The following is a 26,449-nucleotide window of genomic DNA, read 5'->3' on the forward strand; positions in this document are numbered from 1 at the left end:
TCGCCGCATGGCGCCACGCTCCCGGCGCCGCCCGGCCGGCCCGATCGCCGGCGGCCTGGCTGTGGTGCTGGTCGCCGTCGTCGGCGTCGTGTTGCTCACGAGGGGTGGCGGGGACGACGGCGACGACCCGCTCACCGAGGAGGACCCGCTCGTCGTCGCCGTCGTGGGCCTCATGCGCGCCAAGTCAGGTGACACGATCAGCGACGTGGAGGCCTCGTGCATGGCCGAGGCCCTCATCAACGGGGTCGGCACGGACCGGCTCGCCGATCTGGGCGTGGTCGACGGCGCCGACCCGATCCCGGCGCTCGATGAGACGGAGAGGGATGTCGCCCTCCCGCAGGCGTTCGACTGCCTCGACGACGCCGGCATGATCGCCTTCATGTCCGCCACCTGGACGGCCGGAGGGCTCAGCGCCGACCTCGCGCCGTGCGTCTTCACGGGTTGGCTCGACGGCGTGGGTCGCGACCGGATGGTGGAGCTGTACGCGACCGCCACCAAGCGGGAACCGCCTCCACTCAACGAGATGCTCGAGCCGGACGAGCTCGACCTCGCGGCGGCCGCCGTCGAGGGGTGCAGCGAGGCGACCGCGCCGCCCGTGCCGTGACGCCGCCCACCGACCGCTGTCGCGTCGGCACACATCGCTGCGTGCTAGCTCGGCCCGGTTCGTTCAGCAGGCGAAACCACATAGGAGGTGAGATGTGGTCCATCCTCGCCATCCACACTCATCCGCACGTCATAGGCCCCGAAGGCGGGCACCATCACTCCCTGCATGTTCACCACTGCCGGAAGGTTGATGCTCTCACCTGGGAAAGCACCACGTGCCTGCACCTGTACACCGGTCACCAGCCGGCCGAGGTCTTCGGCGGTCTCGTTGCGCTTGATCACGATCACGAGCTCGTGAGCCTGGCTCAGCTCGCCTGGCGGCACCTCAACCATCAGCGCTAGCTGTACTCCGAGACGAGCGGGTACTTCTGGCCGGATCAGGCGGGTGAGCCCCCCTGAGCTGATGAACAAAAGACCCTCACGCACCTGCGCGAAGTCGCAGAGAATGCCAGCGGTGATCTTGGCCAAGTCAGCAGGGTACGGCCTGAGCAGTCACCACGCGAGCGTCCCATCCCTCGTCGGAGCGATGCACGTCTCCGCCCTCAAGGCGCTCAACGATCTCGACCTGAGGGGTCAGGAGGTCCTGCAGGGCGACGACTGCAAGCTGGCGCAGTTCAGCCAGGCTCGGTGCTGCTGCGGTGAAGCCCGGTGCATCTGGGCTTTCAGCCCACCACACGACTTCGCCGTCGGCACTACCGAGGTGAATGATCAGTTCTGCGGTCGTCATCGTCAAGTTGCTCCCCTTCGACTCCTTAGGCAGCAGCATCAGAGTATGCCCTCCGCATCCTCCTCGGACAGGCCGACGTCCTTGACCAGCACCTTCCTCACGACACCGGGTGGGAGCGACTGCCGGTCGTGGAACGCAAAGGTGAGTGTCGGCCGGCCGACCGCCTTCAGTCTCCGGTGTGATCCCTTCTGGCGATCGACCTCGTAGCCCAGCTTGCGCTGCAGCAGCCGGATCAGGTCCGCCGCCTTCATCGAAGGGAAATCACCCATGTCGTTCCAGAGTAGGAAAACGCTCCGCACCGCCTGAACGCCGTCGGGTGTGGGGAGGCGTCGAGCGGCTGGGCGAGCAGCGCCCGAATGCGAGTAGCGGGCTGTGGCTACGCCTTCTCACCCGACTCGCCCTGGACGCCGATGCCGTGGGCGCAGAACAGCCACAGCTCCTCGGCTGTGACCGCGGCCTTCGGGTCGGCCCCGAGCACCCGCGTGTGGACGATCGCCAGCACGGTGTGGTGGAGCAGACGGGCGACCTTCTCCGGCTCGAGCGGCGACCGCAGCCGCTTCGCCGCCATCGCGTCCCGGACCAGCTCGATGATGAGGTCGACCTGAGGCCGGAAGGCGTGATCGAGATCAGCCGGGCGAATCTCGGCCAGGCGGTTGTGGAACGTGGTCAGCGAGTAGGCGACCGGGCTGGGCGTCGACGTGAGCTCGTAGAGCTCCTCGATGTAGGCACGGATCCGGAGAACGGGATCGGTCTGCCGCTCGCACGCCGTGCGCAGCCGCGGCGTGACCTCCCGGGAGACGATCGTCTGGTAGACCGCGGCGAGGAGGTCGTCCTTGCTGGCGAAGTAGTTGTAGAAGGTGCGGATCGACATGTGCGATCGGTCGACGACGTCCTGGACCGTGAAGTCGAGGCTCCCCTTCTCGCCCATGAGCTCGATGGTCGTCGCGACGAACCGGTCGGAACGTTGCTGGGCGCGAGCGCGTGCCGCCGTGAGGGAGCGCTCGACGCTCTGGCGCTTCCACTCGGGTATCTCCTCGTCCTCGCGCTCGGCTGCCGTCTCGGTGCTGGATGGCTTCGCCTTGCCACGGGGCATGTGCTCTGGCTCCTTTGTCACGGCGATCGAGCGCGATACGGCGTGCTTCCCTCAGGAATAGCGCGTTCTACCGATTCTACCCGGGGATGCCCATCTGTCTGGCCATCGAGCCGACGAGGCCGCCGTCGATGCGGATGTCGCAACCGGAGATGAACGCCGCGGCGTCGGAACAGAGGAAGGCGACCAGGGCGGCGATGTCCGCGGGGCGACCGGGGAACGGGCTGTGGCCTGGGCGCTTGACCGGCGTCGCGTCGATCATCGCGGCGACGAGATCGTCGCCGTCCAGCTCGAGGCGGCCCATCGGGGTGTCGATGATGCCGGGAGCTATCGAGAGGATGCGTGCGCCACGGGCGCCCCACGGGCCCGACAGGCGCTCGCAGGCGCGCATCACGCCGCGCTTGGCCAGGACGTAAGCGGTCATGGCGTCGAAGCCCTCGCCGAGCTTCGCCTCGACCGCAGCGACGAAGCCGGGAGCGAGGGCGTCGTCGAGCAGGGGATCGACCTCGCTCGCCAGGTCGGCGTAGCCGGCCACGGACCCGATGCAGACCGCAGCGGTCCCTTCCGACGCATGCGGCAGGAGCGCCTCGAGGACGCGCAGGGTCCCGACGAGGTCGACCTCGAGCACGCGGCGACCGTCGGCCATCTTCGGCGAGATGCCGGCCATGTGCACCAGCGACCCGAGGCCACCCAGCTCGGCGACCTTCCGGGCCAGCGCGTCGACGTCGTCCGGGTCGGTGACGTCGCAACGCTGGGTGCGGACGTCGGCGCCGGTGTCGGCGAGCGAACCCGTGGCCTCCTCCAGCAGGTCCTCGCTGACGTCGGCCAACAGGACGACGCCGGTGTGGGCCAGCTCCGCCGCCACGGCGAGGCCCATGCCCCCGCCTCCCCCGGTCACCACCGTGACGCGTGTGTTCTCGCTCATCAGAAGTCGCTGCCTCCGTCGACGTTGAGGTGTGCACCTGTCATGTAGCTGTTGGCCTCCGACGCGCAGAACGCCACCACCTCGGCGACCTCCCGGGGATCGGCCACGCGACCCAGGTCGACGTGTGAGCCGTACTGCTCGGACATCACCCGGTAGGCGTCGTACGGGTCGTCGGCAGCGCCGTCGGCCGCGCGCACGGCGGCCCGGATGCTCCCGGTCAGCACCGGTCCGGGAGCGACGGCGTTGACGAGGATCCGGTCCGCCGCGAGGCTACGGGCCAGGTTCTTGGTCACGCTGGCGAGCGCCGCCTTGGCGGCGGTGTAGGCGACGAGCCCGGGGCTCTGGTGGCGGGTCGAGACGGCGGTGAGGTTGACGATGCGTCCCCACGCGGCTCGGCGCAGGAGCGGCAGCGCGTGGCGGATGCAACGGACGGAGGTGAGCACGCCCTCGTCGAAGGCGGTGTGCCACCTGCTGTCGTCGAGGTCCTCGAAGCGTCCTGCGCCGGCGGGGCCGACGGCGTTGACGAGGGCGTTCAGCTCGCCCCAGCGTTCGTCGACCGCGGCGAAGGCCGCGGCGACCTGCTCCTCGATCGTCGTGTCGGCGGCGATCGCGATCGAGTCGACGGCGCCGGCGGCCCGCACGGCCTCCAGGGCGTGGTCGAGCTTCTCCTGACGACGGCCCAGGATGGCGACACGTCCGCCCTCGGCGGCGAGGCGTACGGCGACGGCACGGCCGATGCCCGCCGAGCCCCCGCTCACGACGCTGACCGCTCCCGGGGCCATGTCAGGGCCGGCCTTCCGCCGTCGGCTCGACGCCGATGCCCGAGGCGCAGAAGGCCCAGAGCTCCTCGGCGCTCACCCCGGTGCTCTGGTCGGCGGCGAGGATGCGGGCGTGGACGGCGGCCAGGACGGTGTGGTGGAGCAGGTGAGCAGCCGTCTCGGGACTGAGCGCGCGCGGTGGCCGGCACGACGCGGTGGCCTCGCGGACGAGCTCGACGACCAGGTCGATCTGGGGACGGAAGGCCCGATCCACCTCGTCGGGTCGGGTCTCGGCCAGGCGGTTCCGATAGACGGTGAGGGCGCGGGAGACCGGCATCGGATCCGCCGTCAGCTCGTACATGCCCTCGATGTAGGCCCACACCCGCCGCACCGGATCGCGCTCGTCGGCGCAGCGCTTGCGCAGGCGCGCCGTCACCTCCTCGGCCAGGACCGTCTCGTGCACCGCGACCAGCAGGTCGTCCTTGCTGGCGAAGAACTTGTAAAAGGTGCGGATCGACATCCGCGAACGGTCGACGACGTCCTGCACGGTGAAGTCGACCGTCCCCCGCTCCTGCATCAGCTCGATCGCCGCCGCCACGAAGCGGTCGCTGCGCTCCTGTGCCCGGGCCCGCGCCGCCTGGAGCGACCGCTCGACGCTCTGCCGCTTCCACTCCGGCATGCCGTCGTCGGAGGGCTCAGGCACGCCCGGGCCCGCTGGTCGTCGTGACCTCGTCGAGGAACGTGCCGACGGCGGCTGCGACCTCGAGCGGCCGGTCCTTGTGGGCCGCATGGCGGGCGCCCTCGACCACGATCAGCCGGCACCGGTCGTGCACCTCCTCGAACAGCCGTGCCTGGCGGACGCGGCGGGGATCATCCTTGCTGCCGACGATCAGCAGGATGGGGCAGGCGATGGCGGCCAGTGCCTCGAGGTCGGCCTTGGGACGCCGTGCGGCGTGGTCGCACACCTCGACCATGAGCTCGAGCCAGTGGCCCTCGCCGTGTCGCTCGATGTGGAGGCGGCGCAGCGATCGGGGCCAACCGGCCTCGAGTTGGGCGCGGGTGGGCACGCTCGACTTCGGGTCTCCCAGGCCGGGGCTGACGAGGACGAGGCTGCTGCTCGTCCCCGGGTACCGGAGCTCCAGGTCGAGCGCCACCTCGGCGCCGAAGGAGAAGGCCAGCAGGTGCGCCTCGGCCAGCCCCTCGCGGGCGAGCAGCGCGAGCAGGTCGTCGTGGACGTGCTCGATGCCGATCTGGCCGGCCCGATGGTCGGAACGGCCGTGACCACGCAGGTCCGGGATCAGGAACCGGTAGCGGTCGCCGAGCTCGCCGGCCAGCGCAGCCCACTCGAAGCTGCCGGTGCCGGTGGCCCCGTGCACGCCGAGGACGGGCGGCCCGGAGCCGACGACGTCGTAGTGGAGGCGCAGGCCGTCGCTCTCGTAGGTCGGCATCGGTGATCGGCGTCCTCAGCTCGGTGGCAGCGCGATCGTCTTCGTCTCGAGGTACTGCTCGAACCCCTCGAGCCCGCCCTGGCGGCCGATGCCGCTGGCCTTGTAACCCCCGAAGGGCGAGTCCGCCCCGTACCAGTTGCCGCCGTTGACACCGAGGGTCCCGGTGCGGATCCGCCGGGCGACCGCCAGCGCCCTGGTCTCGGACGCCGAGCTGACCGCGCCCGAGAGGCCGTAGATCGAGTCGTTGGCGATCGCGACTGCAGAGTCGTCGTCGTCGAACGGGATCACCACGAGGACGGGGCCGAAGATCTCCTCCTGGGCGATGCGCATGCGGTTGTCGACGTCGGCGAAGAGGGTCGGCTCGACGAACCAGCCCCGGTCGAGACCGGGGGGCCGCCCGCCGCCGCACACCAGGCGGGCGCCCTCGTCCCGACCGGAGCCGATATAGCCGAGGACCCGGTCGCGCTGGGCGGCGTTGATCAGCGGGCCAGCCAGCACCTCCGGGTCGTTCGGGTCGCCGACCTTCACCCCGGCGAAGCTCTCGGCCACGATGGCCAGGCCCTCCTCGTAGCGCGAACGGGGCAGCAGCAGCCGGGTGGAGATCGCACAGCCTTGGCCGGCGTGGAAGCACACGAACGCCGTCGCCGGCAGGACGGCCTCGAAGTCGGCGTCGTCGAGGACGATGTGGGCGGACTTCCCGCCGAGCTCGAGGAACAGCCGCTTCAGGGTGGGAGCGCCGAGCTCCATGATCCGGCGACCTGTCGCGGTCGAGCCGGTGAACGAGATCACGTCGACGCGGGGGTCTTCCACGAGCTGCTGGCCGCGCTCGTGTGAGCTCGACGTGACCACGTTGACGACGCCCGGCGGGATCTCGGTCTGCTCCGCGATCAGCCGTCCCAGGTGGGTGGCGTTCCAGGGCGTGTCGGGTGCCGGCTTCACCACCACTGTGTTGCCCGTGGCGAGTGCCTGGGCCAGCTTGTGCAGCGTGATCTCGAGGGGGAAGTTCCACGGGACGATCGCCCCGACGACCCCGGCGGGCTCCTTGACGACGACCCGGCGGGACCGGCCGAGCGGGCCGTCGGCCTCGGGCAGCTCGCGCTCCCACGGGAACGCGTCCATGGCGTGGAGGGGATGGCCGATGGCGTCGGCGAGCGGCATGTCGAGCTGCGGGCCGTAGGTCGCGAGCAACGGAGCGCCCACCTCGGCGATCAGCACTCGCCGGAGCAGCTCCCGGTCCTTGTCGAGCGCGATCTGGAGCTGTTCGAGGCAGCGGCGGCGCAGCGCCCGGTCCGACGACCAGGTGGTGGTGTCGAAGGCCCGCCGGGCCGCGGCGATCGCCCGGTCGACGTCGCCGGCCGAGGCGTCGGCGACGTCGCCGATGACCTCCTCGGTCGCCGGGTCGACGTTGGGGTACACCCGACCGCCCTCGGCCGGCACGAGCGCGCCGTCGATCAGCATCCGGCGTTCGCCGATGTCGTCACTCACGTCGGTCCTCCGCTCCTCAGGTCTCAATCAGGTACAGTCGACTATGACCTGTTGATAGAGCAGTATTCTACCGGAGGTGACGGACATGGACGAAAACCGACCGGCCGGCGGGCTGCGGGTGCTGGTCGTCGGCGCATCCAGCGGCATCGGCCGGGAACTGGCGGCAGAGCTCGTCGCCCAGGGCGCAAGTGTCGCCGTGGCGGCACGCCGGCTCGAGCGGCTGGCCGCGGTGCCCGACGCGACGGCGCTGTGTTGCGACGTCCGTGACCCGGCCCAGTGCGAGCGGATGGTCGTCGACGCCAGCGACCGGCTCGGCGGCCTCGACGCCCTCGTCTACGCCACGGGGTTGAGCCGGATCACCCCGCTGGACCGCGCCGGCATCGAGGACTGGCGGGCGATCTTCGAGACGAACCTCTTCGGCGCGGCGTCGGTGACCCGGGCCGCGGTCCCCCACCTCACCGCCCCGGGCAGCCAGGGCCGGGCCGTGTTCCTCACCTCCGACTCCGCGGAGCTGGCCTTCCCCGGCCTCGTGGCCTACTCGGCGTCGAAGGCCGCGCTGGGCCGCTTCTGCCAAGGCCTCGGCGACGAGCTGCCGGCCCTGCGGGTGTCCGAGGTGGTCGTGGGGCCGACGGCCGGCACCGAGGTGGCCGACGGCTTCGACCCCGCCGACTTCGGGGAGTGGGCGATGCGCTGGTTCGAGGGCGGGTTCGTCCGCCACGGCCTGCAGCAGCCCGCCGACGTCGTCGCGGTGGTCGTCGAGGCGTTGCTGGCGGAGGCGCCACCGGCGCGGGTCCTCGCCGCCGGCCCGGTCGACGCCGCCGCCACCACGCTCGCCGAGGGCCGCCGCCAGGCCGGGGAGGGCTAGGTAGGGCAGCGGCGCGGCGGCGCTACCCGTTGCCGTTCCTGGCCTTCATCGCGGCCAGGTCGGCCATGACCGACGTCTGCCCGGCGGTGTGGGCGATCGCCCGGGCGTGGCCCAGGTGGTGGATGTCGAAGTTGGCGGCGATCGAGTTGGAGAAGCCCATGGCGTCGACCGCCCCGTTGACGGCCCGCTTGGCCAGGCGGACGGCCCACGGGTCCATCGCCGCCACCTGGGCGGCCAGGGCCATCGTCCGCTCGTCCAGCTGCTCCAGCGGCACGACCTCGTTCACCATCCCGCAGTCCCAGGCGCGCTCGGCCGAGAGCGAGGATGCCGTGAAGAGGATCTGCTTGGCCCGCCGGGGCCCGAACTCCCAGGGATGCGCGAAGAACTCGATGCCGGGCATCCCCATCAGGCCGACCGGATCGGAGAACTGGGCGTTCTCGGCGGCGATGATGAGGTCGCAGGGCCAGCACAGCATGAGTCCCGCAGCGATGCACTTGCCCTGCACGGCGGCGATGGACGGCTTCACCAGATCGCGCCAGCGCCGGGCGTAGTGCAGGTAGCCGCGCTCCTCCCAGTCGTAGTAGGTGTCGATCGTGAGCGCCCCGTCGACCCGCCGAGGGCCGAGCGAGGGGTCGCCCCCGCCCTGCATGTCGTGGCCGGCGGAGAAGTGCTTGCCCTCGCTGCGCAGCACCACGACCCGGACGTCCTTGTCGGCGTCCGACGCGCTCCAGGCCGCGTCGAGCTCCTTCAGCACCTGCGGGTTCTGGGCGTTGGCCGCCTGCGGTCGATCGAGTGTGATCACGGCGACGCCGTCCTGGACCGAATAACGAACGAACTCTGACTCCACGATGCATCCCCCTGTGACACAACTGACTACGTTGACTTCCCTATAGGTAGAATAGTACTTTCCATCCGGCAGCCAGCCAATCGCCCGGGGAGCAGAACGATGAGAGCTGAAGACCTGATCCTCGTCAGCGTCGACGACCACCTGATCGAGCCGCCCGACCTCTTCGCCGGGCACCTGCCGGCGAAGTACAAGGACCTGGCCCCACGTGTGGTCAACGACGACGGCACCGACACCTGGGTCTTCGGCGACGTCCGGGCCAAGTCGATCGGCCTGAACGCCGTCGCCTCGTGGCCGAAGGAGGAGTGGGGCTTCGATCCTGTCGGCTTCGCCGAGATGCGCCCGGGCTGCTACGACGTCCACGAGCGGGTCCGGGACATGAACGCCAACGGCGTGCTCGCCTCCATGAGCTTCCCGTCGATGGCCCGCTTCGCCGGCCAGTTCTTCATGGAGCACCCCGACAAGGACCTGGCGCTCGTGATGCTCCAGGCCTACAACGACTGGCACATCGACGAGTGGTGCGCCGCCTACCCGGGCCGCCTGCTGCCCCTCGCCATCGGACCCTTGTGGGACGTCGACCTGCTGGCAGCCGAGATCCGCCGCGTCGCCGCCAAGGGCTGCCGTGCCGTCAGCTTCAGCGAGGCGCCCTACAAGCTCGGCCTGCCCTCGTTCCACGGGCACCACTGGGACCCGTTCTTCGAGGCCTGCGTGGAGACCGGGGTGGTCGTGTCCATGCACATCGGGTCGGGGTCCAGCATGCCGACCACCAGCGACGACGCCCCGATCGACGTCATCATCACCCTGCCGACGCACCTTTCGATCAACACCGCGTCCGACCTCATCTGGGGGCCCGTGCTGCGTCAGTTCCCCGGGCTGCGGATGGCGCTGTCGGAGGGAGGGGTCGGCTGGGTGCCGTACTTCCTCGAGCGCATCGACCGCAGCTACACCAACCAGACCTGGACCGGGCAGGACTTCGGCGACAAGCTGCCCAGCGACGTCTTCCGCGAGCACATCCTCACCTGCTTCATCGTCGACGACATCGCCATGCAGGTGCGGGACTTCGTCGGCATCGACAACATCGCGTGGGAGTGCGACTACCCGCACTCCGACTCGACGTGGCCCCGGTCGCCCGAGACGCTGATGGACACCTTCGAACGTGCCGGGGTGACCGACCGGGTAGAGATCGACAAGATCTCCCACCAGAACGCACTCCGCTGGTACGGCTACGACCCGTTCGCCATCGTGCCCAGGGAACAGGCGACCGTCGGCGCCCTCCGTGCGCTGGCGACCGACGTGGACACCGGCATCCGCAGCCGAGCGGAGTTCCGCGAGATGTTCACCGCCGCCCACTAGGCGCGGCACGGCAGAAGAGAGGGGGGCTCGAAGCCGTGAGTCAGCACGTCGTCTTCCTGTTGCTCGGGTTGGCCAACGGCGCGGTGTTCGCGTCGCTGGCGTTGGCGCTCGTCGTGACGTTCCGGAGCTCGGGGGTCATCAACTTCGCCACGGGCGCCATCGCGCTGTTCACCGCGTACGTCTACGCGTTCCTGCGCACCGGCCAGCTGCTCCTGCTGGTGCCCGGGCTGCCCAAGACCGTCGACCTCGGCGGCGAGCTGGCGTTCGCTCCCGCCGCCGCGATCTCGGTCGCAGTCGCCTGCGCGCTCGGCCTGGCGCTCTACGGGCTGACGTTCCGGCCGCTGCGCGTCGCCCCGCCGGTGGCGAAGGCCGTGGCATCGCTGGGCGTGATGGTCGTCATGACCGGCGTGATCCTCCAGCGCATGGGCACGACGCCGGTGCCCGTCGACAAGATCTTCCCCACCGAGGTCTACGAGCTCGGCTCCCTCCGGGTTTCGGCGGACCGGCTCTGGTTCGCCTGCACGGTGGTGGTGGTCGCCCTGGCGTTGGCCGCGGGCTACCGCTTCACCCGGTTCGGACTGCACACGCGCGCCGCCGCCGAGTCGGAGAAGGGTGCCTACGTCAGCGGCATCTCGCCCGACCGGATCGCCGCGGTCAACTGGATGGTCAGCTGCGGCGTCGCCGGCCTCGCCGGCATCCTCATCGCCCCGATCTCGCCGCTGGTCCCCTACTCGTACACGCTCTTCATCGTGCCCGCGCTGGCCGCCGCCATTGTCGGCGGCTTCCAACGAGTCGGCCCCGCCGTGGCCGCGGGCCTGGCCATCGGCATGCTCCAGTCCGAGGCGACCTACCTGAAGACCCAACATGACTGGCTGCCGTCGTCGGGCCTCGCCGAGCTGGTCCCGCTGCTGCTCATCCTCCTGGTGCTGGTCGTGCGGGCCAAGCCGCTACCGTCCCGCGGCGCGGTGGTGCAACCGAACCTCGGCCGGGCCCCGCGCCCTCGGCGGGTGGCCCTGCCGGCGCTCGTCGGGATCGGGCTCGGCCTGGCGGGCATCGTGTCCCTCCAGGGGCCGTGGCGGGCGGCCCTGGCGACGAGCTTCATCTTCGGGATCATCTCGTTGTCGCTGGTCGTGGTGACCGGGTACGCCGGGCAGGTGTCGCTGGCCCAGCTCACCCTCGCGGGGGTCGGCGGGTTCCTCGTCGCCCCGCTCTCGGCCGACTGGGGCGTGCCCTTCCCCTTGGCCCCGCTGCTGGCCGCGCTGGGCGCCACCGTGCTCGGCGTGGTGGTCGGCCTGCCCGCGCTCCGCATCCGGGGCCTGCCCGTCGCCGTCGTGACCCTCTCGCTCGCCGTGGCCCTGCAGGCGCTGTGGTTCCGCAACACCGACCTCGTGGGCAGCAACGGCAAGGACGTGAAGGCGCCGACGCTGTTCGGGCTCGACCTCGGTCCCGGCAGCGGCGGCGACTACCCGCGCGTGCCGTTCTGCATCCTGATGCTGCTGGTGTTCGTCGCCGTCGCCGTCGGGGTGGCCCGACTGCGGCTCAGCCGGCTGGGCAGCGCCATGCTCGCGGTCCGGGCCAACGAGCGGTCGGCCGCCGCGTCGGGCATCAACGTCGTCGGCACCAAGCTCGCCGCCTTCGCCATCGGTGCGTTCATCGCCGGCCTGGGCGGCTCGCTGCTCGGCTACAAGCTCGGCAACGTCACCTGGGACTCCTTCGACGTCGTCCTCGGGCTCGGCCTCTTCGCCACCGTGTACCTCGCCGGCATCACGTCGGTCTCCGGGGGCGTGTTGGCCGGCATCATGGGCTTCGGCGGTGTCCTCTACTACGCGACCCTGCAATGGTTCGGCTTCGACGCCTACTGGTACCAGATCGTGACCGGAGTCGGCCTGGTCCTCAGCGTGGTCCTGAACCCCGAGGGCATGGTCGGACCGATCAACCGGGCCCTCACCCGCCTGCGGGCACAGGGGAGCTCGCCGGGTACGGGACGGAGGTCCGCCCGACCCGCGGCAGTGCCGGTGCTGGCCGTGCCCGACCGGCCGGCCGCGCTCGCCGCCCTGCTGTCGGTCGAGGACGTCAAGGTCCGTTACGGGGGCGTCCTGGCGGTCGCCGACGTGTCCTTCGACGTGCCGGAGTACGCCATCGTGGGGCTCATCGGGCCGAACGGAGCGGGCAAGACGACCCTCATCGACGCCATCTCCGGCTTCTGCCCGCACCACGGCACGGTGCGGCTCGACGGCCGCCCGCTCGACGGCCGGCCCCCGTTCCGGCGGATCCGGGCGGGGCTCGGACGCACCTTCCAGGGCGTGGAGCTGTGGAACGACCTCACGGTCGAGGAGAACATCCTCGTCGGCCATGGCGCTCGACGGCGCTCCGCCCGGCAGCTCGACGACATGTTCGCCCTCCTCGAGCTGGGCCCTCACCGCGACCGTCTCGCCGGCGAGCTGTCCCAGGGCCACCGCCAGCTGGTGTCCATCGCCCGCTCCCTGGTCAGCACGCCGAAGGTGCTCCTGCTCGACGAGCCCGCCGCCGGGCTCGACACCGCCGAGAGCGCCTGGCTCGGCGAGCGCCTGCGCGACATCCGCGACAGCGGCGTCACGATCCTGCTCATCGACCACGACATGAACCTCGTCCTCAACGTGTGCGACCACATCGAGGTCCTCAACTTCGGGCAGCTGATCGCCAGCGGCCCGCCGGGAGTGATCCGCTCGGACCGGACCGTCCTGGACGCCTACCTGGGCAGCACCCACGCACGACAGGAGGCGACCACCGGATGACCGCACGTCATGCACCCCACGCATCTCACGCACCCCACGCACCGCTCGCGCTGGAGTGCCGCGGGCTCGAGGCCGGCTACGGAGCGCTGACCGTGGTCCGGAGCCTGGACCTGCGGCTCCGGCCGGGCACGGTCGTCACCGTGCTGGGGTCGAACGGCGCCGGCAAGACCACGCTGCTGCTGACCCTCGCCGGCCTGCTCCCCCGCCTCGGCGGCGAGGTGCTCGTCGACGGGCGGCGGCTGCCCAGCTTCAAGCCGGTGGCCGCCGCCCGGGCCGGGCTCGTACTCGTCCCCGACGACCGGGCCCTGTTCACCACCCTCACCGTGGAGGAGAACCTCAAGGCCGCGCGACCACGCCGGCGGGCGCAGGGCGACGACGTGGTCGACCTCTTCCCCGCCCTGCAGAACCGCTGGAAGGTCACCGCCGGCTCGCTGTCGGGCGGCGAGCAGCAGATGCTCGCCGTGGCCCGGGCCCTGGTGCAACGCCCGCGCGTCCTGCTCGTCGACGAGATGAGCATGGGCCTGGCGCCGATCATCGTGGAGCAGCTGATGCCGCTCGTGCGTCGCGTGGCCGACGCGACCGGGGCCGTCGTCGTGCTCGTGGAACAGCACGCGCAGCTGGCGCTCGCGGTCGCCGACGAGGCGATCGTCCTCGCCCACGGCCAGGTCGCCCTCGCGGGCCCGGCGAGCGCCGTCGCCGCCGACCCGTCCCGCCTCGAGGCCGCCTACATGGGAACGGGCGTGTAGGAGAGGTGGACGGGGAGGTGGACCGTGGCCGTGGTGCCGGGGCCGGTCGAGTGCTGCAGCCGCACGTGGATGTCGTGCCGGACGGCGAGGTTCCCGGCGACGTAGTGCCCCATGTACTTCGACGGAGCGACCGTGAAGGCCTCGCCTCCGGCCAGGCGCCGGTTGGCGCGGGCCAGGTCGGCGGGTGACATGCCGACGCCCGGATCGATGATCGCCAACGTGTAGCCGGCGGTCTGGGTCAGGCCCCGAATCTCGACCGGCTCGTCCGGTGGCGAGAACTGCAATGCGTTCTCGATCAGCTCGGCCAGGAGGTGGGTCAGGTCGGCGGCTGCGCTGCCGACGACGGTGAAGGGCTCGACGACCCGTACGACGACGCGGGCGTACTGCTCCACCTCGCCGACGGCCGCCCGGACGACGTCGGCGATCCGGACCGGCGTCGTCCACCGGCGCGGCGACTCGTTGCCGGCCAGCACCAGCAGGCTCTCCGCGTTCCGGCGCATCCGGGTCGCCAGGTGGTCGAGCCGGAAGAGGTGGCCGAGCGCCTCGGGGTCGACCTCGTTCCGCTCGAGCTCGGTGATGAAGTCGAGCTGGCGGCTCAGGAGGTTCTGGTTGCGGCGGCCCAGGCTGACGAAGGTGTCGGCGAGGTTGCGGCGCAGCACGGCCTGCCCGACCGCCAGGGCGACCGCCGAGTCCTGGACGGTGTTGAGGACCGTGGCGACCTCGGCGATCTCGTCGAAGGTGTCGACCGTGATCGCCGCCAGCTCCGGTGCGGTCACGTCCGTGCCCATCGGTGTCTGCAGCACCGTCGAGATCGCGTCGCCCAGGACGTGGTTGGCCGTGCTGACCGCCTGGCGGGTGAGCGACTGCAGCGGCCGGGTGATCGAGCGCGAGACGACCAGCATCGTCCCGAGCGCCACCGCGCCCGTCGCGAAGATGAGCAGGAGGTAGAGCCGCTCGCTCCGGGTGGCGGCGGCGCCGAGGTCCCGGGCCTCGCCGCGGAGGATCTCGCTGACCTGCTCGCGATAGCCGACGTAGGACTCCTCCGGGGGAACGGTGATGACCTCGAGCATCTCCGCCAGGTCGAACTCGCCTCGCATCGCCGCATCGACCTGGTCCGTGAGCGCCCGGGTGTACTCGACGAAGAGCTCGTCGCCGCCCACTCCGTCGTACAACCCGTAGGTCTCGGCCCGGAGCTGGCGGGCCAGGCGCTGGAACCTCGACAGCCGCTCGGCCACCTCGCTGATCTCGTGCCGCTCGTTCAGGCCACCCTCGCTGAGTAGGGACGTGATCGACACGGACCGGGCCAGGGCGGCGAGGGCCTCGATCTCGCGCGCCGACCCGTCGATCAGCTCGGCTCCCTGGCGAAGGTCGTCGTCGTCGATCGCGACGGCGATCTGGGTGGTCCCGGCGAAGAACGGTTCGATCAGCTGCGAGTAGCTGCTGAAGATCTCGTCACCGAAGACGACGTTCGCCAGGGTGTGCTCGGTCTCGCTGGTGTCGATCCGCTCCCGCACGGCCTCGAGCCCCGAGGCCAGCCCGTCCATCGCCGGGTCGAAGGCCTGCCTCGTCTGCTCCCGGCTGTGCACCAACAGGTCCCGGAGGCCGGTCACGGCTTCGTCGGTGCGACGCCGCGTCTCCTCGTAGCCCTCGACCAGCAGCGGTGTCTGCTCCGTCTGGCCGATGAGCTCGATGGCCGCCCAGTTCCGCTCGTCCTGGAGGTGCGTCAGCAGGGCACTCGGCCCGTCCGCCGCGGCCGCGAGCTCGGTCTGCCGGCGGACCTCCTCGGTCCCCTGCCCGATCTCCCTGACCTCGAGACCGAGGACCAGGGCGAAGGTGAGCAGTGGTAGCGCCATCGCGGCTGCGACCTTGTGGCGGATCGGCATCCGCGGGTCAGCCGTTGATGATCGACTCGGTGTCGAAGACCTTCGTGTCCCTGGGCTGGCCGTCGGCGTCGAGCGTGACGATGGCGATCCCTGACGAGCACACCGGAGGGGCCAGCTCGAAGAGGGTGCGGTCGCACTTGAACGTCTGGCCGTCCAGCAGCGGCATCGGCTGGGGGTTCGCCGACTCCATTGCCGATCGCACGCTCTCGGCCGTCACCTCTCCGGTCAGACCCGTCATCGCACGGGCGAAGGCGACGACGATCCCGAAGGCCCCCGGCGTGGTCGACCCGTGGGGCTCGGTGTCGGGGGCGTACTCGGCCATGACCGCCTCGTAGAGGGCGACCTCCGGGTCGCTCGAGTCGAGCGACTCGGTGGTGGCCACCATGACGCCGTCGACCCCTCCGGGAACGCTCTGCGCCGTCTCGGGGCTGATGCACTGCGGGTTCACGAGGCGGCCGCCTTCGTAGCCCAGCGTGTCGAGCGCACCCAGGGCGCTGATGCAGAAGGCGGGATCGCCGATGATGTTCACCAGCTCGGCACCCGAATCGAGGGCGTCCTGCACCTGAGGGGTCATGTCGGGCGTGCCCGGGGGCACGGCGACGAAGTCGACGGTCAGGCCCGCGTCGTCGAACAGGGGCTGGCCGAGCGCCTTGATCGGCCCGACGGCCGCGGGGAGGTCGATCAGTATGGCGGCGACCTTCTCGACACCGAGGTCCTGCGCCACCTTCACCGGAGCGGCCAACCCGCCGAGCGTGTTGGTGAGCACGTACGAGTTCGGGGAGACCAGGACCTCCTGGTCGATAGCGGCGTCGACGAAGTACGGGATCTTCGCCTCGTCGAGCGCGGTCACGATCGGCTGGGGGACCCCGGGTGCGACCTGCAGGACGATGGGGACCTCCGCGGCGATCATCTGGTTCGCGCAGTCCGTCGCGCCGGCGGGCGTCACGTTGGTCTCGCAGGTCACCAGCTCGAGGGGGCGGCCGGCGACGCCGGCGAGGTGCTCGTTGACGTAGTCGACCGCGGCCTGCGCCGACTTGGCCTCGTCGCGGGCATCGGTCGCGGCGCTCTGGCCGTCGGTGATGAACCCGATCTTCACGGGATCTCCCGCCGCGGGCTTACTCGGGCCGAGCAGGGAGAGATCGGCCGGGGCCGTGGTGTCGGAGCCCCCGTCACCCTGCGAGTCGTCGCTCGAGCAGGCCGTGAGGAAGACGGCGGCGGCAAGGAGCCCGCCGACCACCGCGCGACCGCGTGACCGTGACAGATTCATGCTTATTCCCCCGATGGACAGTCGCTATTGGCCTGACAGGAAAGTAGCGTTCTACCTGCGGGTCGGTCAAGCCTTTTGGGCAGCGACGTAGCGGCCGACGAAGGCGTCGATGTCGTCCGCCATCCGCCCCACCACCGCCGCTCCGGGGAACAGGTGCCCACCGTGCGGGACCCCCGGGTACACGTGCAGCTCCGTCGTCACGCCGGCCTGGTTGAGCCGGGTGGCGTAGTCGACCGCCTCGTCGCGGAGGACGTCGTAGGTCCCGACCGCGACGAAGGCCGGGGGCAGGCCGGCCAGGTCGGCGGACCGGGCCGGGGCGGCGCTGGCCGGGACGTCGTCGCCCCCGCAACGCTCGCCCAGGTAGCTCCGCCAGCCGAGGGCGTTGGACTCGCGACTCCAGACCGGTACGCCCGCCATCCGGCTCGACGGTGTCTCCCCGCGGTCGTCGAGCATCGGGCAGTCGAGCACCTGGAAGCGCAGGGCCGGGCCGGAGCGCTCGCGGACGAGCAGCGCCAGCGCCGCGGCGAGGGCACCGCCCGCGCTGCGGCCGCCGACGCCGAGCCGCTCGGAGTCGATGCCGAGCTCCTCGGCATGGTCCGTCAGCCACCGGAGACCCGTGTAGCAGTCGTCGATCGCGGCGGGGAACGGGTGCTCCGGTGCGAGGCGGTACTCGACGGCGACGCAGGCGCAGCCGAACGAGCGGCACCAGCGCTCGAGCTCGTCGTCGTCCATGTGCCGGTGGCCGATGACCAGGCCTCCGCCGTGGATCCAGTACACGCAGGGCAGCAGCCCCTCCGACCCGAGCGGACGGTGCACGGTGAGGACGACCGGACCGCCGTCGACCACGTGGTCGATGCGCTCGATGCCCTCCCCCGGCGGCTCGGGCCCGGGGACCAGCTCGCGGATGGTCGGGAGGTCCTCCGGGGCGAGGTCGAACGCCGGGAAGTCCGCCAGGCGGGGGGCGATCTCGGCGTCGACGAGCCCCGACGGGTCGAGGGGCGCGTCCGTCACAGGAGCCCGGCGGTCTCGTAGGCCGTGCGGATCGCCGCCTTCATCGGGTCGGGCAGCGGTGGCTGCGGCGGGCGGGAGCGGGGATAGTCGCCCACGGGCAGGCCCAGTTGGGCCGCCGCAGCCTTGAACGCCGATCCCCAGTGCGTGTACGGCGCGTCGACGTTGGAGGCTCCGAACGCCTGGTGGAGGCTCGTGACCAGGTCGTCGAGCCCGGAGTCGTACCAGTGGTCGATGGCCTCGGAGAGCTTGTCGGACACGAGCAGGTCCCATTGGGCGCTGTAGAGCCGGTTGTCGGGCAGCTCGTAGAGGTAGGCCGAGCCGCCCAGGATCCCCGCGGTCGTGATGCCGCGACGGAGGAACCCGCCCCGGTAGGCGAGCATGTCGCACTCCCAGATCACCAGCTCCGGCGCGAGTCGGTGCAACGCCGCCGAGTGGCTGGGCCGGAACATGCCGTTCTTCACCGCGCAGATGGCAGGGAACTCGTCGGCGAGGTGGGCGCACTCGGCCGGCGTGAGGATCCACCCGGCGGCGTGGGTGTTGAACAGCCCCAGCGCCATGTCGGTCCGCTCGGTGACGTAGCGCAGCAGCTCACGGGTCGCCTCGTAGCCGCGGGCCTCGAAGTAGGGCGGGATGACGAAGCAGATGTCGGCGCCGGCGCCGGCGGCGTGGCGGGTCAGTTCGACGGTCTCCAGGACGTTCGTGCTGGCCGGGCAGGCCTCGACGAGCGCGTCGGGCTTGATGGCCCGGGTCTCCTCGACCGCGACCTCCAGGAGCCGCTTGCGCTCCTCGGTCGTGAGGGCCCAGTACTCCCCCACGAGCCCACCGACCCAGATGCCGTCGTGGTCCAGGGCGCCGATGCAGTGACGGACGAGTGCCCGGAGCGCCGCCTCGTCGACGTGTTCGCCGCCGGGGCCGCCGAAGGGCGTGTACAGCGAGTCGATGATCCCCCTCAGTGCGTCGGGCGCCCACTCGCGGGCTTCTGCGGCTCGTGCCATCTCGTCACCCTCCCCCCGGCGTGACGCCGAGCAGGCCGTACAGGTTCTCGCCCATCATCTTCTGCACCTCGGTCGCCGGGAACAGATCACCCATCTCGTCCGCCCAGTGGAGGGGGTCGGCCATGCCCTCCGGATGCGGGTAGTCGGAGCCGAACAGGATGTGCTCCGGCGTCATCATGTCGACCAGGTCTGCGACGGAGTCCTCCCAGAACGGGTTGATCCACACGTTGCGCAGGAACACGTCGCGGGGGTGCTCCTGGAACTCGTTCGGCATCTTGTTGTAGGTCTTCTCCATCGCCTTCAGGCAGGGGATGGCCCAGTTCCCGCCGTTCTCGACGCTCGCCAGCTTCACGGTCGGGAAGCGGCTCAGCATCCCGTGACAGACGGCCGAGGTGATGGTGTCGCTGATGGCCCGCCCGGGGGTCACCGCGTCGGTGAAGGGGTTCGGCTTGAACGCGAGCGCCTCGCGGCTCGTGCCCTCCCAGTCGTTGACGTAGCGCTGGTAGCCGGAGTCCGACGCGTGCAGGGCGACCAACACCCCGCTCTCGGCGACGCGAGCCCAGAACGCGTCGAAGTCGGACAGGAACGGCGAGCGCGTGCCGCGGTGGCCGGCGACCGGCGCCGGCCGCAGCAGCACGACCTTGGCTCCCCGGTCGAGCAGCCAGTCGAGCTCGGCGATCCCCCGCTCCGGGACGGACGGGTTGACGATCGGCGTGGCGAAGATCCGGCCCTGGTAGTCGAACGTCCACTCGTCGTGGAGCCACTCGTTGAACGCATGGACCACGGTGCAGGTCAGGTCCGGGTCGTCGGCGAGGCGGACCTCGAGGAGGCTGGCGAGCGTGGGGAACATCAGCGCCGCGTCCAGGCCCAGGCTGTCGAGCAGGTCGACCCGCGGGCCGGCGGAGCGGAAGGCGTCGACGGATCGCATGGGCTCGCCGGTCAGCTCGCGCAGCGACTTGCCTTCGGGGTTGTTGCCACCGAAGTAGTCCGCGTACGCGCCGGGCCTGGCGACGACCTCGAAGGTCGGGTTGGGGATGTAGTCGCTGATGACGTTGTCGACCGCGATCTTGGTCCGACCGTTGACCTGGACGTACTTGATGAGGCCCTTGTGCTTCTGCGGGAGATGTCGGGTGAACGCCTCCTCGGTCTCGTACAAGTGGTTGTCGGCGTCGAAGACAGGGAAGTCGAGCTTGCTCATGGCTCCTCCGGCGGTCACGAGACTCGGCGAGCGACACCCGCTGCAGAATCTGGATTTCCTTTCAGGAAGCTTAGCTTAGGTCTTAGAGGAGAACCGCGATTGCGTGGGCTCCGGTTTTAGATGCCGCCCAAATCTGCCGTGTCAGAAGGCGGTAGAGTCGCACGCATGGCCGACCAGCCGAGCGCCCCGAGGGAAGGGCCTAAGCGGTCCTCGCTCGCGCAGGAACGCTCGCGGGCGACCAGGCAGAAGCTGGTCAAGGCCGCGCTCGACCTGTGGAGCGAGCGGGGCTTCGAGACCGGGATCGACGTCACGACCGCCGAGGAGATCGCCGCCCGGGCCGGCGTGGCCAAGGGCACCTTCTACTTCCACTTCGCCCGCAAGGAGCAGGTGCTGCTCGAGATGGGCTGGCTGGCGGCCAGGGTGCTCTACGAGGACGCCCTCAAGGCACTCGCCAGTGGCCGCTCGCTCGACCTGGTCCTCGAACAGCTCATGACCACACTCGGCCGACGCATCCAGAGAGGCCCCCGCGCCGCGGTGCGCCGATCGGTCCAAGAGTTCTACCGCGTCCCCGACGCCGAGCTGCAGAACGACCAGGAGCACTTCAGCTTCGAGCGGGCCTTCTCCGTGGTGTTCACCCACGCCCAGGAGTCCGGAGAGCTGCCACGCGACGTCCCCCCGAAGGACCTCGCGGCCATGCTGACGGCCCTGGTCATGAACGGCATCAGAGCCTGGACCCTCGACGAGGACGTCGACCTGCAGGCCGTGCTGCGCCAGCGCACGGCGGTACTGCTGGCCGGTGCCCGCAACCTCGTGGTCGACCCACCACGCCGACGGCGCGCCAAGGCACCCACCGGCCGGGCGTGAGCCGGCACACCCATGTGTCAGTCGGACGCGGGGAGCGGTTTGGCTTCCTTCAGCTCCAGGCTCACGTCGCCGACGGAGAGCGACCCGTCACCGGCCTTCGTACACAGCAGCTCGAAGCTGCCGCCGGGACCGACGTAGCGCTTGCCGAGCTGGGTGCCGTCCGCGTGCTCGGCGTCGGGCGTCCCGCCGGCCACGTCGGCATCCAACGCGACCATGGGTTGGCCACCGCAGCGGACCTCGACGTCCTCCGCCGGCGCCCGCACGACCACGACCTCCGTGGTGTCGACAGCGCTCCTCAGCCGTGATCCAGCACGCAACTGCACCGCGTCCCTCCCCTGGTTCGTCGCCTCGCCGCTCATCGCCGACACGCTAGCCCCGAAGTTAGGCGCAGTCATGATATTGGTGCTCTCGGTGGGGCAGTCCCGAACCAGTCCCGGGAGCGGCGGACGACCTCACGGAACGGGACGCCGGTATCGAAGCTCGGCTCGCGGGGCAGCCCCAGGACACGCTCGCCGATGCCGTTGCGCTGCATCTCGTTGGTTCCGCCGGCTATCGCCGTGAGGCGGCCGTTCAGGTAGTTGACGGCCGCGGTCTGGCCTTCGACGTCGCCCGGTTCCCACACCAGCGCTCCGCCCCGGCCGATCTCCATGCCGATGCGCGCTCGCAGCGCTCTGAAGACACCTCGTGCCAACTTGCCGTAGGCGGCCACGCCGGCATCGCCGCCCCGACCGTCACGCATCAGGCCGGCGATGCGCAGGGCCAGCTGGTGGGCGACGTAGTCGTTGGCGTGGGCTCGGGCGATGAGCTGGCGCACGTGGGGGTCCTGGTCGCGGCCGAGGCGCCTGGCCAGGGCCACGAGGTCCGGCGCCAGGGCCGTGGGCCCGCGGTCGTCAGGGGCGTCGTAGCGGACCGCGCCCCGTTCGAACACCAGCATCGTCTGCGCGACGGACCAACCCTGGTTCACCTCGCCGATGACGTCGTCGTCGGTGAGCTCGACGTCGTCGAAGAACTCCTGGCAGAACTCCGCGTCGCCGTTGATCTCCCGGATCGGCCGGACCGTCACCCCCGGTGCGCCGATCCGCACCGCGAACCACGTGAGCCCCCGGTGCTTGGGCACGTCCCAGTCGGTGCGGGCCAGGCACATGCCGTAGTCGGCGTAGTAGGCGCCGCTGCTCCACACCTTCGAGCCGCTGAGGATCCAGCGGTCGCCGTCGCGCGTGGCCCGGGTGGTCACACCGGCGAGGTCGGAGCCGGCGCCCGGCTCGGAGAAGAACTGCACCCACAGCTCGTCGCCGGCCAGGATCCGCGGGATGTGGTGGCGGAGGAACTCGGGCGAGGCGTGGGCCAGCATCGTGCCGGCGCACGCGCCCATGGTCGTGGCGCCGGCGATGCCGAAGTCGGGCAGCCGGTAGCCCGCCGCCGCCTCGTCGAAGGCCCGCTGATGGGCCAGGGTCAGGCCCTGCCCGCCGTACTCCACGGGCCAGGTGATCCCCGCGTAGCCGCTCTCGTACAGGCGCCGTTGGATCGCCCGCTCCTCGGCGATGCCCTCGATCGTCCTGTGGTCCAGCCCCCGCAGGCCCGCTCCCTGGGCGGGGTCACGACGCTCGAGGTTGGCGGCCAGCCACTCCCCCGCCGCGAGCCGGTAGGCCTCGATGTCGGCCGGCACGTCGATGCCCATGTGTCCTCCGTCAAAGTTCGAACAGCGTGCAGATTCGCTCGCGGTGCCAGGCGGGCTCGCCGTAGAGGTACGCGTCGGTCGTCAACCGGCGCAGGTAGAGGTGCAGGTCGTGCTCCCAGGTGAAGCCGATCCCGCCCAGCACCTGCAGGCAGCTCTGGGCCAGCTCGATGCCGCTGTCGCCCACGAACGCCTTGGCGATGCTCGCCACCTCGGCGGCGTCGTCGCCCTCGCGCTGGACGCATCGAGCCGCGGCGACGGCGGCCGCCCGGCTGGCCTCGAGCAGCAGGCTGGTGTCGGCCAGGAGGTGCTTGACGGCCTGGAAGGAGCCGATCGGGCGCCCGAAGGCGATGCGGCTCTTGGCGTAGTCGAGCGTCTCGCCGAAGATGCGATCCATCGCACCGACCGACTCGGCGACGGTGAGCACGGCCGCCAGCTGCAGCTGACGGTCCAACGCCCGGACGGCATCGGCCGGGTCGCCGACGAGGCTCGACCCCGGGGCCACCACGTCGTCGAAGGTCACCCGGGAGAACCGCCGGGTGATGTCGAGCCCGTCGAGCTCGGTCACGGTCAGGCCCGGCGCCGAGCTGGGCAGGAGCACCTGGACCGGCCCGTCGTTCGAGGCTGCTCCCACCAGGAGCCAGTCGGCGGCCGCGGCGTCGTGCACGAGGCCCTTGGCGCCCGAGAGCACGAAGCCGTCGCCGGACGGTGCCGCGACGACCCCGGCGTCGGGCCGCCACTCGCCGAAGATGTCCGCGACCGCCCACGCGGCCGTCGCCGCGCCGGCCATCAGCGCCGGCAGCACCTCCCGGCGCTGCTCGGGCGACCCGGCCGTCGCCAGCGCGTGGGCGACGACGTTGACGGCGACGAACGCCCCCGGCTGCAGGAACCGGCCCCGCTCCCCCGCCACCACCGCGGCATCCACGAGGCCCTCACCCGAGACGCTCCCACCCCCTTGCGCGGCGGGCACCAGCAACGAGAACCAGCCCAGCTCCGCTCCCCGGCGGAGGTACTCCCCGTCGACCCTCGAGCCGCTCTCCGACAGCCGGCGCACCTCGTCGAGCGGAAGCTCGGCTTCGATGAACCTGGCCGTCGTGTCGCGCAGCAGCTCCTGGTCACTGGTCAGATCCACGTCCATGGCTCTCGTCCCCGGGTGATCCGCGGCTCCCGTCACTGCTTGATGTACGCCTCGTAGAAGTTGACGGTCGGGCGCCCCTGGAAGTTCGGCATGAAGCTCGGGTCACCGACCCTGTCCGGGTTCCACACCCGGGCGCGCACGCCGAATACCCCGAAGATGCTGGCGGCCGTCTCCATGGCGCGCTCCTGGACCCGTTGCCAGGCTTCGGCGGCCTCGTCGGAGCCCGTCTCGGCCGCCCGAACGTCACCGACCGCCGCGGTGAGCTCCGGGTCGTTCCAGTTGCAGACGTTGCCGACGCTCCCCGGCACGAGGTTGCGAGCCACCTTCTGGATGCCGTCGCGTTCGAGCGGGAAGAAGAACATGGGTGCACCCTGGGCATCCGGGAAGAAGTCCTGGGTGTTGGTGAGGGGCTTCAGGTTCGCCGTGACCCCGATCTCCGACCACTGGGCCTGCACCACCTCGGCGGCGCGGTCGCTCACGCCCGGCGAGAAGAACATGTCGAACGACAGATCCTCCTGGCCGGCCTCGGCCAACAGGTCCCGCGCCCGCTCCGGGTCGTACTCGAAGTAGTCCTCCAACGCGGGGTCGTACAACTCACCGTCGTCGGTCCAGAAGCCCCACATCGGCGCTCCTTCCCCGCCGAACACCGCGTCGTTCAGGGCGTCGCGATCGAGCCCGTGGTTGAGCGCCTGGCGCACCCGCACGTCGTCGAACGGCGGCCGGCTCTTGCAGACCTGCCCCCACATCATCACGTTGTCACCGATGTCCAGCTCCACCTCGACGCCCGTCCCCTCGAGCTGCGTGGCGGTCTGGTGGGGCACCATCTCGCCGACGTCGACGGCACCGCTGCGCAGGGCGTTGACCAGGGACTCACCGGGGGCGACGTTCACCCACTCGACGCCCGCCAGGCGGATGTCATCGGCCTGGAAGTAGTCCTCGTTCTTCACCAGGGTGATCTTCTCGCCCTGCTCGTAGTCCTCGAGCTCGAAGGGGCCCGCTCCCACCGGGTTCGTCTCCAGATCGACACCGTCGGCCAGGGCCTTGGGCGACGGGATCAGGAAGTCGCCGTAGGCCATCATGTTGACGATCTCACCCGCGACCGGCTCGCTCAGGTGCAGCGTCAGCTCGAGCGGACCGTCGACGACGATCTCCTCGATCGACTTCCGCTCGGCGGTCAGCACCATGCTCTCGCTGTCGCGGCTGTACTCGATCCCGGCCTTCACCGCCTCGGCGTCGAAGGGCGTGCCGTCGGTGAACGTCACGCCCTCCTGCAGGGCGATCTTCACCGTGGTCGGGTCGACGTAGTCCACCGCCTTCGCCAACCCTGGTTCCAGCTCCCCGTTATCGCCGGTAGGCCGCAGCAGCGTGTCGTACACCATGAGCTGGATCGAGGTGGCCGGTGACGGCGGCCGCTGGTTGGCCGGATCGAAGTTCGGCGGCGCGCCCTGCAGGTTGTACGGGATGCGCAGCACGCCGTCGGGATCGACGTCACCTCCACCCTCCGCACCCGTGCCCTCGCCGGAACCGCCGTCGTCTCCGCCACAAGCAGTGGCCACGAGCGTCAGCGCCGCCAGCAAGGTGGCTCCGCGGACGATCCAAGATCGGCCACGGCTCAGGTCGTCCCTCATGTTCTCCCCCGTCCAGTCCCCGAAAAGTTGTACGTAGTACGAATATAACCCCCACATCAGGCGGTCGTCAGTAACTTGTTGACGAAAGATATGGACTCTGACTAAATAAGGGCCCGGGGGTGATCGACGGTGCTGCGCATCATTGGCCAGAAGCTGATCCACCTGGTTCCCGTGTTGTTCCTGGTCAGCCTGGCGACCTTCTTCATGTTGGAGCTCATCCCCGGCGACCCGGCAGCGGTGATCGTCGGTCCGAACGGGACGCCCGAGCAGTACGCGCAGGTGCGGGACGAGCTGGGCCTGGACGACCCTCTGGTCGAGCGCTACCTGACCTGGCTGGGCGACACCGTCCGGGGCGACCTGGGCGAGTCGTCGGTGCCGCCGGTGCAGGACGTACGGGAGATGATCCAGTCGCGGTTACCCGTGACGCTCGAGCTGGCCGCGCTGGCGACCGTGATGTCGCTGGCCCTGGCCGTGCCAGTGGCGCTCTACGCCGCCTACCGGGCCGGCCACCGCTTCGACCGGTCGGTCAACGGCGTCGCCTTCGGCTTCATCTCGGCCCCGAGCTTCCTGGCCGCCCTGCTGCTGGTGTTCTTCCTGGTCTTCCATCCCGACGTCGTGCGCTGGCCGGTGGCCGCAGGAGGCCTGGCGCTGACGGCGTGGCTGGCTCTCCGCACGGTGCGGCTCGCCCAGGAGTACCCGAAGGACCAGGGCCGCAGCCGCTACCTGGCCATGGGCCTGGGCGGTGCGCTCGCGGTGCTGCTCGTAACGCTGTACCTGTGGGGCCACTGGCCGGAGCTGCCGCGTCAGGGGTTCGTGCGCCTCACCTCCGACGAGGGGATCGGGGCCAACCTGCGCCACGCGTTCCTGCCGGCGCTCACACTGGCCCTGACCGAGGCGGCCGTGTTCATGCGGCTGCTGCGCAGCGACCTGATCTCCACGCTGCAGGACGACTTCATCCTGTCGGCCAAGGCCAAGGGCATGCCGGTGTGGCGGATCCTGGTGAGCGACGCGCTGCGTCCGTCGTCGTTCTCCCTGGTCACGGTGGCCGGCGTCGCGTTGGGCCGGCTCATCGGCGGCACGGTCATCGTGGAGACGATCTTCAACCTGCCGGGGATGGGGACGATGATCGTCGACGCCGTCGGCTCCCACGACTTCCGGGTGGTGCAGGCCGG

At 70.7% G+C, this 26,449-nt stretch carries 26 protein-coding genes; 7 read left to right on the plus strand and 19 right to left on the minus strand.

Features of this window, described 5'->3' with window-relative positions; genetic code table 11:
* The coding region (locus VK611_13155; protein HMG42279.1) for a hypothetical protein at nt 1-604 on the plus strand (604 nt) is incomplete at its 5' end.
* A 44-nt stretch (nt 605-648) separates the two neighbouring features.
* On the opposite strand, the gene VK611_13160 is transcribed toward VK611_13155, so the two are convergent.
* From VK611_13160 to VK611_13200, 9 genes are all read right to left on the minus strand, one after another.
* Entirely contained in the window at nt 649-1,071 is a 423-nt protein-coding gene (locus VK611_13160; GenBank protein HMG42280.1) for a hypothetical protein, read from the minus strand.
* 1 nt (nt 1,072) lies between these two features.
* Nucleotides 1,073-1,369 carry a hypothetical protein gene (locus VK611_13165; GenBank protein HMG42281.1) on the minus strand — a complete coding sequence of 99 codons (297 nt, stop codon included), beginning with the start codon at nt 1,367-1,369 and terminating at the stop codon, nt 1,073-1,075.
* Complete coding sequence (locus tag VK611_13170) at nt 1,369-1,599, minus strand: type II toxin-antitoxin system HicA family toxin (GenBank protein ID HMG42282.1); 231 nt, start codon at nt 1,597-1,599, stop codon at nt 1,369-1,371. The genes VK611_13165 and VK611_13170 overlap by 1 nt, the downstream gene beginning before the upstream one ends.
* Nucleotides 1,600-1,706: 107 nt before the next feature.
* The gene (locus VK611_13175) at nt 1,707-2,423 is read right to left on the minus strand and encodes a TetR/AcrR family transcriptional regulator (GenBank protein ID HMG42283.1); all 717 of its coding nucleotides are present in this window, start codon (nt 2,421-2,423) and stop codon (nt 1,707-1,709) included.
* A gap of 76 nt (nt 2,424-2,499) precedes the next feature.
* Nucleotides 2,500-3,345 (minus strand): SDR family oxidoreductase, encoded by an 846-nt coding sequence (locus VK611_13180; protein ID HMG42284.1) that lies wholly within the window; start codon nt 3,343-3,345, stop codon nt 2,500-2,502.
* Nucleotides 3,345-4,103: an SDR family oxidoreductase gene (locus tag VK611_13185; GenBank protein HMG42285.1), complete on the minus strand. Its 759-nt coding sequence runs from the start codon at nt 4,101-4,103 to the stop codon at nt 3,345-3,347. Before VK611_13185 ends, VK611_13180 begins: the two co-directional genes overlap by 1 nt.
* Nucleotides 4,104-4,128: 25 nt before the next feature.
* On the minus strand, nt 4,129-4,806 hold the full coding sequence (locus VK611_13190; protein ID HMG42286.1) for a TetR/AcrR family transcriptional regulator: 678 nt from the start codon (nt 4,804-4,806) through the stop codon (nt 4,129-4,131).
* A complete protein-coding gene (locus VK611_13195; GenBank protein HMG42287.1) occupies nt 4,799-5,551 on the minus strand; it encodes an alpha/beta hydrolase in 753 nt (250 codons plus the stop codon). Before VK611_13195 ends, VK611_13190 begins: the two co-directional genes overlap by 8 nt.
* Before the next feature lie 15 nt (nt 5,552-5,566).
* The gene (locus VK611_13200) at nt 5,567-7,036 is read right to left on the minus strand and encodes an aldehyde dehydrogenase family protein (protein ID HMG42288.1); all 1,470 of its coding nucleotides are present in this window, start codon (nt 7,034-7,036) and stop codon (nt 5,567-5,569) included.
* Nucleotides 7,037-7,121: 85 nt separating this feature from the next.
* Between VK611_13200 and VK611_13205 the strand changes: the two genes are divergently transcribed.
* On the plus strand, nt 7,122-7,901 hold the full coding sequence (locus VK611_13205; protein HMG42289.1) for an SDR family NAD(P)-dependent oxidoreductase: 780 nt from the start codon (nt 7,122-7,124) through the stop codon (nt 7,899-7,901).
* A 22-nt stretch (nt 7,902-7,923) separates the two neighbouring features.
* Here the strand turns inward: VK611_13205 and VK611_13210 are convergent, their stop codons facing one another.
* Nucleotides 7,924-8,922 (minus strand): enoyl-CoA hydratase, encoded by a 999-nt coding sequence (locus VK611_13210; protein HMG42290.1) that lies wholly within the window; start codon nt 8,920-8,922, stop codon nt 7,924-7,926.
* On the opposite strand from VK611_13210, the gene VK611_13215 reads away from it, so the two are divergent.
* From VK611_13215 to VK611_13225, 3 genes are read left to right on the plus strand one after another with little or no spacing between them, the layout of a single operon-like run.
* A complete protein-coding gene (locus VK611_13215; protein ID HMG42291.1) occupies nt 8,848-10,098 on the plus strand; it encodes an amidohydrolase family protein in 1,251 nt (416 codons plus the stop codon). The genes VK611_13210 and VK611_13215 overlap by 75 nt on opposite strands.
* Before the next feature lie 35 nt (nt 10,099-10,133).
* Nucleotides 10,134-12,872 (plus strand): ATP-binding cassette domain-containing protein, encoded by a 2,739-nt coding sequence (locus VK611_13220; protein ID HMG42292.1) that lies wholly within the window; start codon nt 10,134-10,136, stop codon nt 12,870-12,872.
* Nucleotides 12,869-13,618, plus strand: coding sequence for an ATP-binding cassette domain-containing protein (locus tag VK611_13225; GenBank protein HMG42293.1), 750 nt, complete (start codon nt 12,869-12,871; stop codon nt 13,616-13,618). Before VK611_13220 ends, VK611_13225 begins: the two co-directional genes overlap by 4 nt.
* Here VK611_13225 and VK611_13230 read toward each other — a convergent pair.
* The 5 genes from VK611_13230 to VK611_13250 all read right to left on the minus strand — a co-directional run bounded on the left by VK611_13230 (nt 13,597) and on the right by VK611_13250 (nt 19,972).
* Nucleotides 13,597-15,471 (minus strand): ATP-binding protein, encoded by a 1,875-nt coding sequence (locus VK611_13230; GenBank protein ID HMG42294.1) that lies wholly within the window; start codon nt 15,469-15,471, stop codon nt 13,597-13,599. The two genes, VK611_13225 and VK611_13230, sit on opposite strands and share 22 nt — an antisense overlap.
* Nucleotides 15,472-15,508: 37 nt before the next feature.
* On the minus strand, nt 15,509-16,768 hold the full coding sequence (locus tag VK611_13235) for an ABC transporter substrate-binding protein (protein HMG42295.1): 1,260 nt from the start codon (nt 16,766-16,768) through the stop codon (nt 15,509-15,511).
* Nucleotides 16,769-16,834: 66 nt separating this feature from the next.
* Nucleotides 16,835-17,779, minus strand: coding sequence for an alpha/beta hydrolase (locus tag VK611_13240; protein ID HMG42296.1), 945 nt, complete (start codon nt 17,777-17,779; stop codon nt 16,835-16,837).
* Nucleotides 17,776-18,774 (minus strand): dihydrodipicolinate synthase family protein, encoded by a 999-nt coding sequence (locus VK611_13245; protein HMG42297.1) that lies wholly within the window; start codon nt 18,772-18,774, stop codon nt 17,776-17,778. The genes VK611_13240 and VK611_13245 overlap by 4 nt, the downstream gene beginning before the upstream one ends.
* 4 nt (nt 18,775-18,778) lie before the next feature.
* Nucleotides 18,779-19,972, minus strand: a complete 1,194-nt coding sequence (locus VK611_13250) for an amidohydrolase family protein (GenBank protein ID HMG42298.1) — start codon at nt 19,970-19,972, stop codon at nt 18,779-18,781.
* Between the two features lie 165 nt (nt 19,973-20,137).
* On the opposite strand from VK611_13250, the gene VK611_13255 reads away from it, so the two are divergent.
* Nucleotides 20,138-20,836, plus strand: a complete 699-nt coding sequence (locus VK611_13255) for a helix-turn-helix domain-containing protein (protein ID HMG42299.1) — start codon at nt 20,138-20,140, stop codon at nt 20,834-20,836.
* 17 nt (nt 20,837-20,853) lie between these two features.
* Here VK611_13255 and VK611_13260 read toward each other — a convergent pair whose 3' ends face one another.
* From VK611_13260 to VK611_13275, 4 genes are read right to left on the minus strand one after another with little or no spacing between them, the layout of a single operon-like run.
* Nucleotides 20,854-21,195 carry a hypothetical protein gene (locus VK611_13260; protein HMG42300.1) on the minus strand — a complete coding sequence of 114 codons (342 nt, stop codon included), beginning with the start codon at nt 21,193-21,195 and terminating at the stop codon, nt 20,854-20,856.
* Between the two features lie 32 nt (nt 21,196-21,227).
* Nucleotides 21,228-22,514, minus strand: a complete 1,287-nt coding sequence (locus VK611_13265) for an acyl-CoA dehydrogenase family protein (protein HMG42301.1) — start codon at nt 22,512-22,514, stop codon at nt 21,228-21,230.
* A gap of 10 nt (nt 22,515-22,524) precedes the next feature.
* Nucleotides 22,525-23,649, minus strand: a complete 1,125-nt coding sequence (locus VK611_13270) for an acyl-CoA dehydrogenase family protein (protein ID HMG42302.1) — start codon at nt 23,647-23,649, stop codon at nt 22,525-22,527.
* Between the two features lie 32 nt (nt 23,650-23,681).
* On the minus strand, nt 23,682-25,277 hold the full coding sequence (locus VK611_13275) for an ABC transporter substrate-binding protein (GenBank protein ID HMG42303.1): 1,596 nt from the start codon (nt 25,275-25,277) through the stop codon (nt 23,682-23,684).
* A 129-nt stretch (nt 25,278-25,406) separates the two neighbouring features.
* On the opposite strand from VK611_13275, the gene VK611_13280 reads away from it, so the two are divergent.
* Nucleotides 25,407-26,449, plus strand: a 1,043-nt coding sequence (locus VK611_13280; protein HMG42304.1) for an ABC transporter permease, incomplete at its 3' end; no start/stop codon positions are given.

The organism is Acidimicrobiales bacterium (assembly GCA_035316325.1).
Lineage (GTDB): Bacteria > Actinomycetota > Acidimicrobiia > Acidimicrobiales > VFJN01 > DASXTK01.

Excerpts from the sequence above, each read along its gene's own strand:
- VK611_13270 (HMG42302.1), bottom strand. The coding sequence starts at position 23,649 with ATGGACGTGGATCTGACCAGTGACCAGGAGCTGCTGCGCGACACGACG.
- VK611_13165 (HMG42281.1), bottom strand. The coding sequence starts at position 1,369 with ATGCTGCTGCCTAAGGAGTCGAAGGGGAGCAACTTGACGATGACGACC.
- VK611_13195 (HMG42287.1), bottom strand. The coding sequence starts at position 5,551 with ATGCCGACCTACGAGAGCGACGGCCTGCGCCTCCACTACGACGTCGTC.
- VK611_13250 (HMG42298.1), bottom strand. The coding sequence starts at position 19,972 with ATGAGCAAGCTCGACTTCCCTGTCTTCGACGCCGACAACCACTTGTAC.
- VK611_13245 (HMG42297.1), bottom strand. The coding sequence starts at position 18,774 with ATGGCACGAGCCGCAGAAGCCCGCGAGTGGGCGCCCGACGCACTGAGG.
- VK611_13260 (HMG42300.1), bottom strand. The coding sequence starts at position 21,195 with ATGAGCGGCGAGGCGACGAACCAGGGGAGGGACGCGGTGCAGTTGCGT.
- VK611_13180 (HMG42284.1), bottom strand. The coding sequence starts at position 3,345 with ATGAGCGAGAACACACGCGTCACGGTGGTGACCGGGGGAGGCGGGGGC.
- VK611_13205 (HMG42289.1), top strand. The coding sequence starts at position 7,122 with ATGGACGAAAACCGACCGGCCGGCGGGCTGCGGGTGCTGGTCGTCGGC.
- VK611_13265 (HMG42301.1), bottom strand. The coding sequence starts at position 22,514 with ATGGGCATCGACGTGCCGGCCGACATCGAGGCCTACCGGCTCGCGGCG.
- VK611_13230 (HMG42294.1), bottom strand. The coding sequence starts at position 15,471 with ATGGCGCTACCACTGCTCACCTTCGCCCTGGTCCTCGGTCTCGAGGTC.
- VK611_13275 (HMG42303.1), bottom strand. The coding sequence starts at position 25,277 with ATGAGGGACGACCTGAGCCGTGGCCGATCTTGGATCGTCCGCGGAGCC.
- VK611_13255 (HMG42299.1), top strand. The coding sequence starts at position 20,138 with ATGGCCGACCAGCCGAGCGCCCCGAGGGAAGGGCCTAAGCGGTCCTCG.
- VK611_13175 (HMG42283.1), bottom strand. The coding sequence starts at position 2,423 with ATGCCCCGTGGCAAGGCGAAGCCATCCAGCACCGAGACGGCAGCCGAG.
- VK611_13215 (HMG42291.1), top strand. The coding sequence starts at position 8,848 with ATGAGAGCTGAAGACCTGATCCTCGTCAGCGTCGACGACCACCTGATC.
- VK611_13225 (HMG42293.1), top strand. The coding sequence starts at position 12,869 with ATGACCGCACGTCATGCACCCCACGCATCTCACGCACCCCACGCACCG.
- VK611_13235 (HMG42295.1), bottom strand. The coding sequence starts at position 16,768 with ATGAATCTGTCACGGTCACGCGGTCGCGCGGTGGTCGGCGGGCTCCTT.
- VK611_13170 (HMG42282.1), bottom strand. The coding sequence starts at position 1,599 with ATGGGTGATTTCCCTTCGATGAAGGCGGCGGACCTGATCCGGCTGCTG.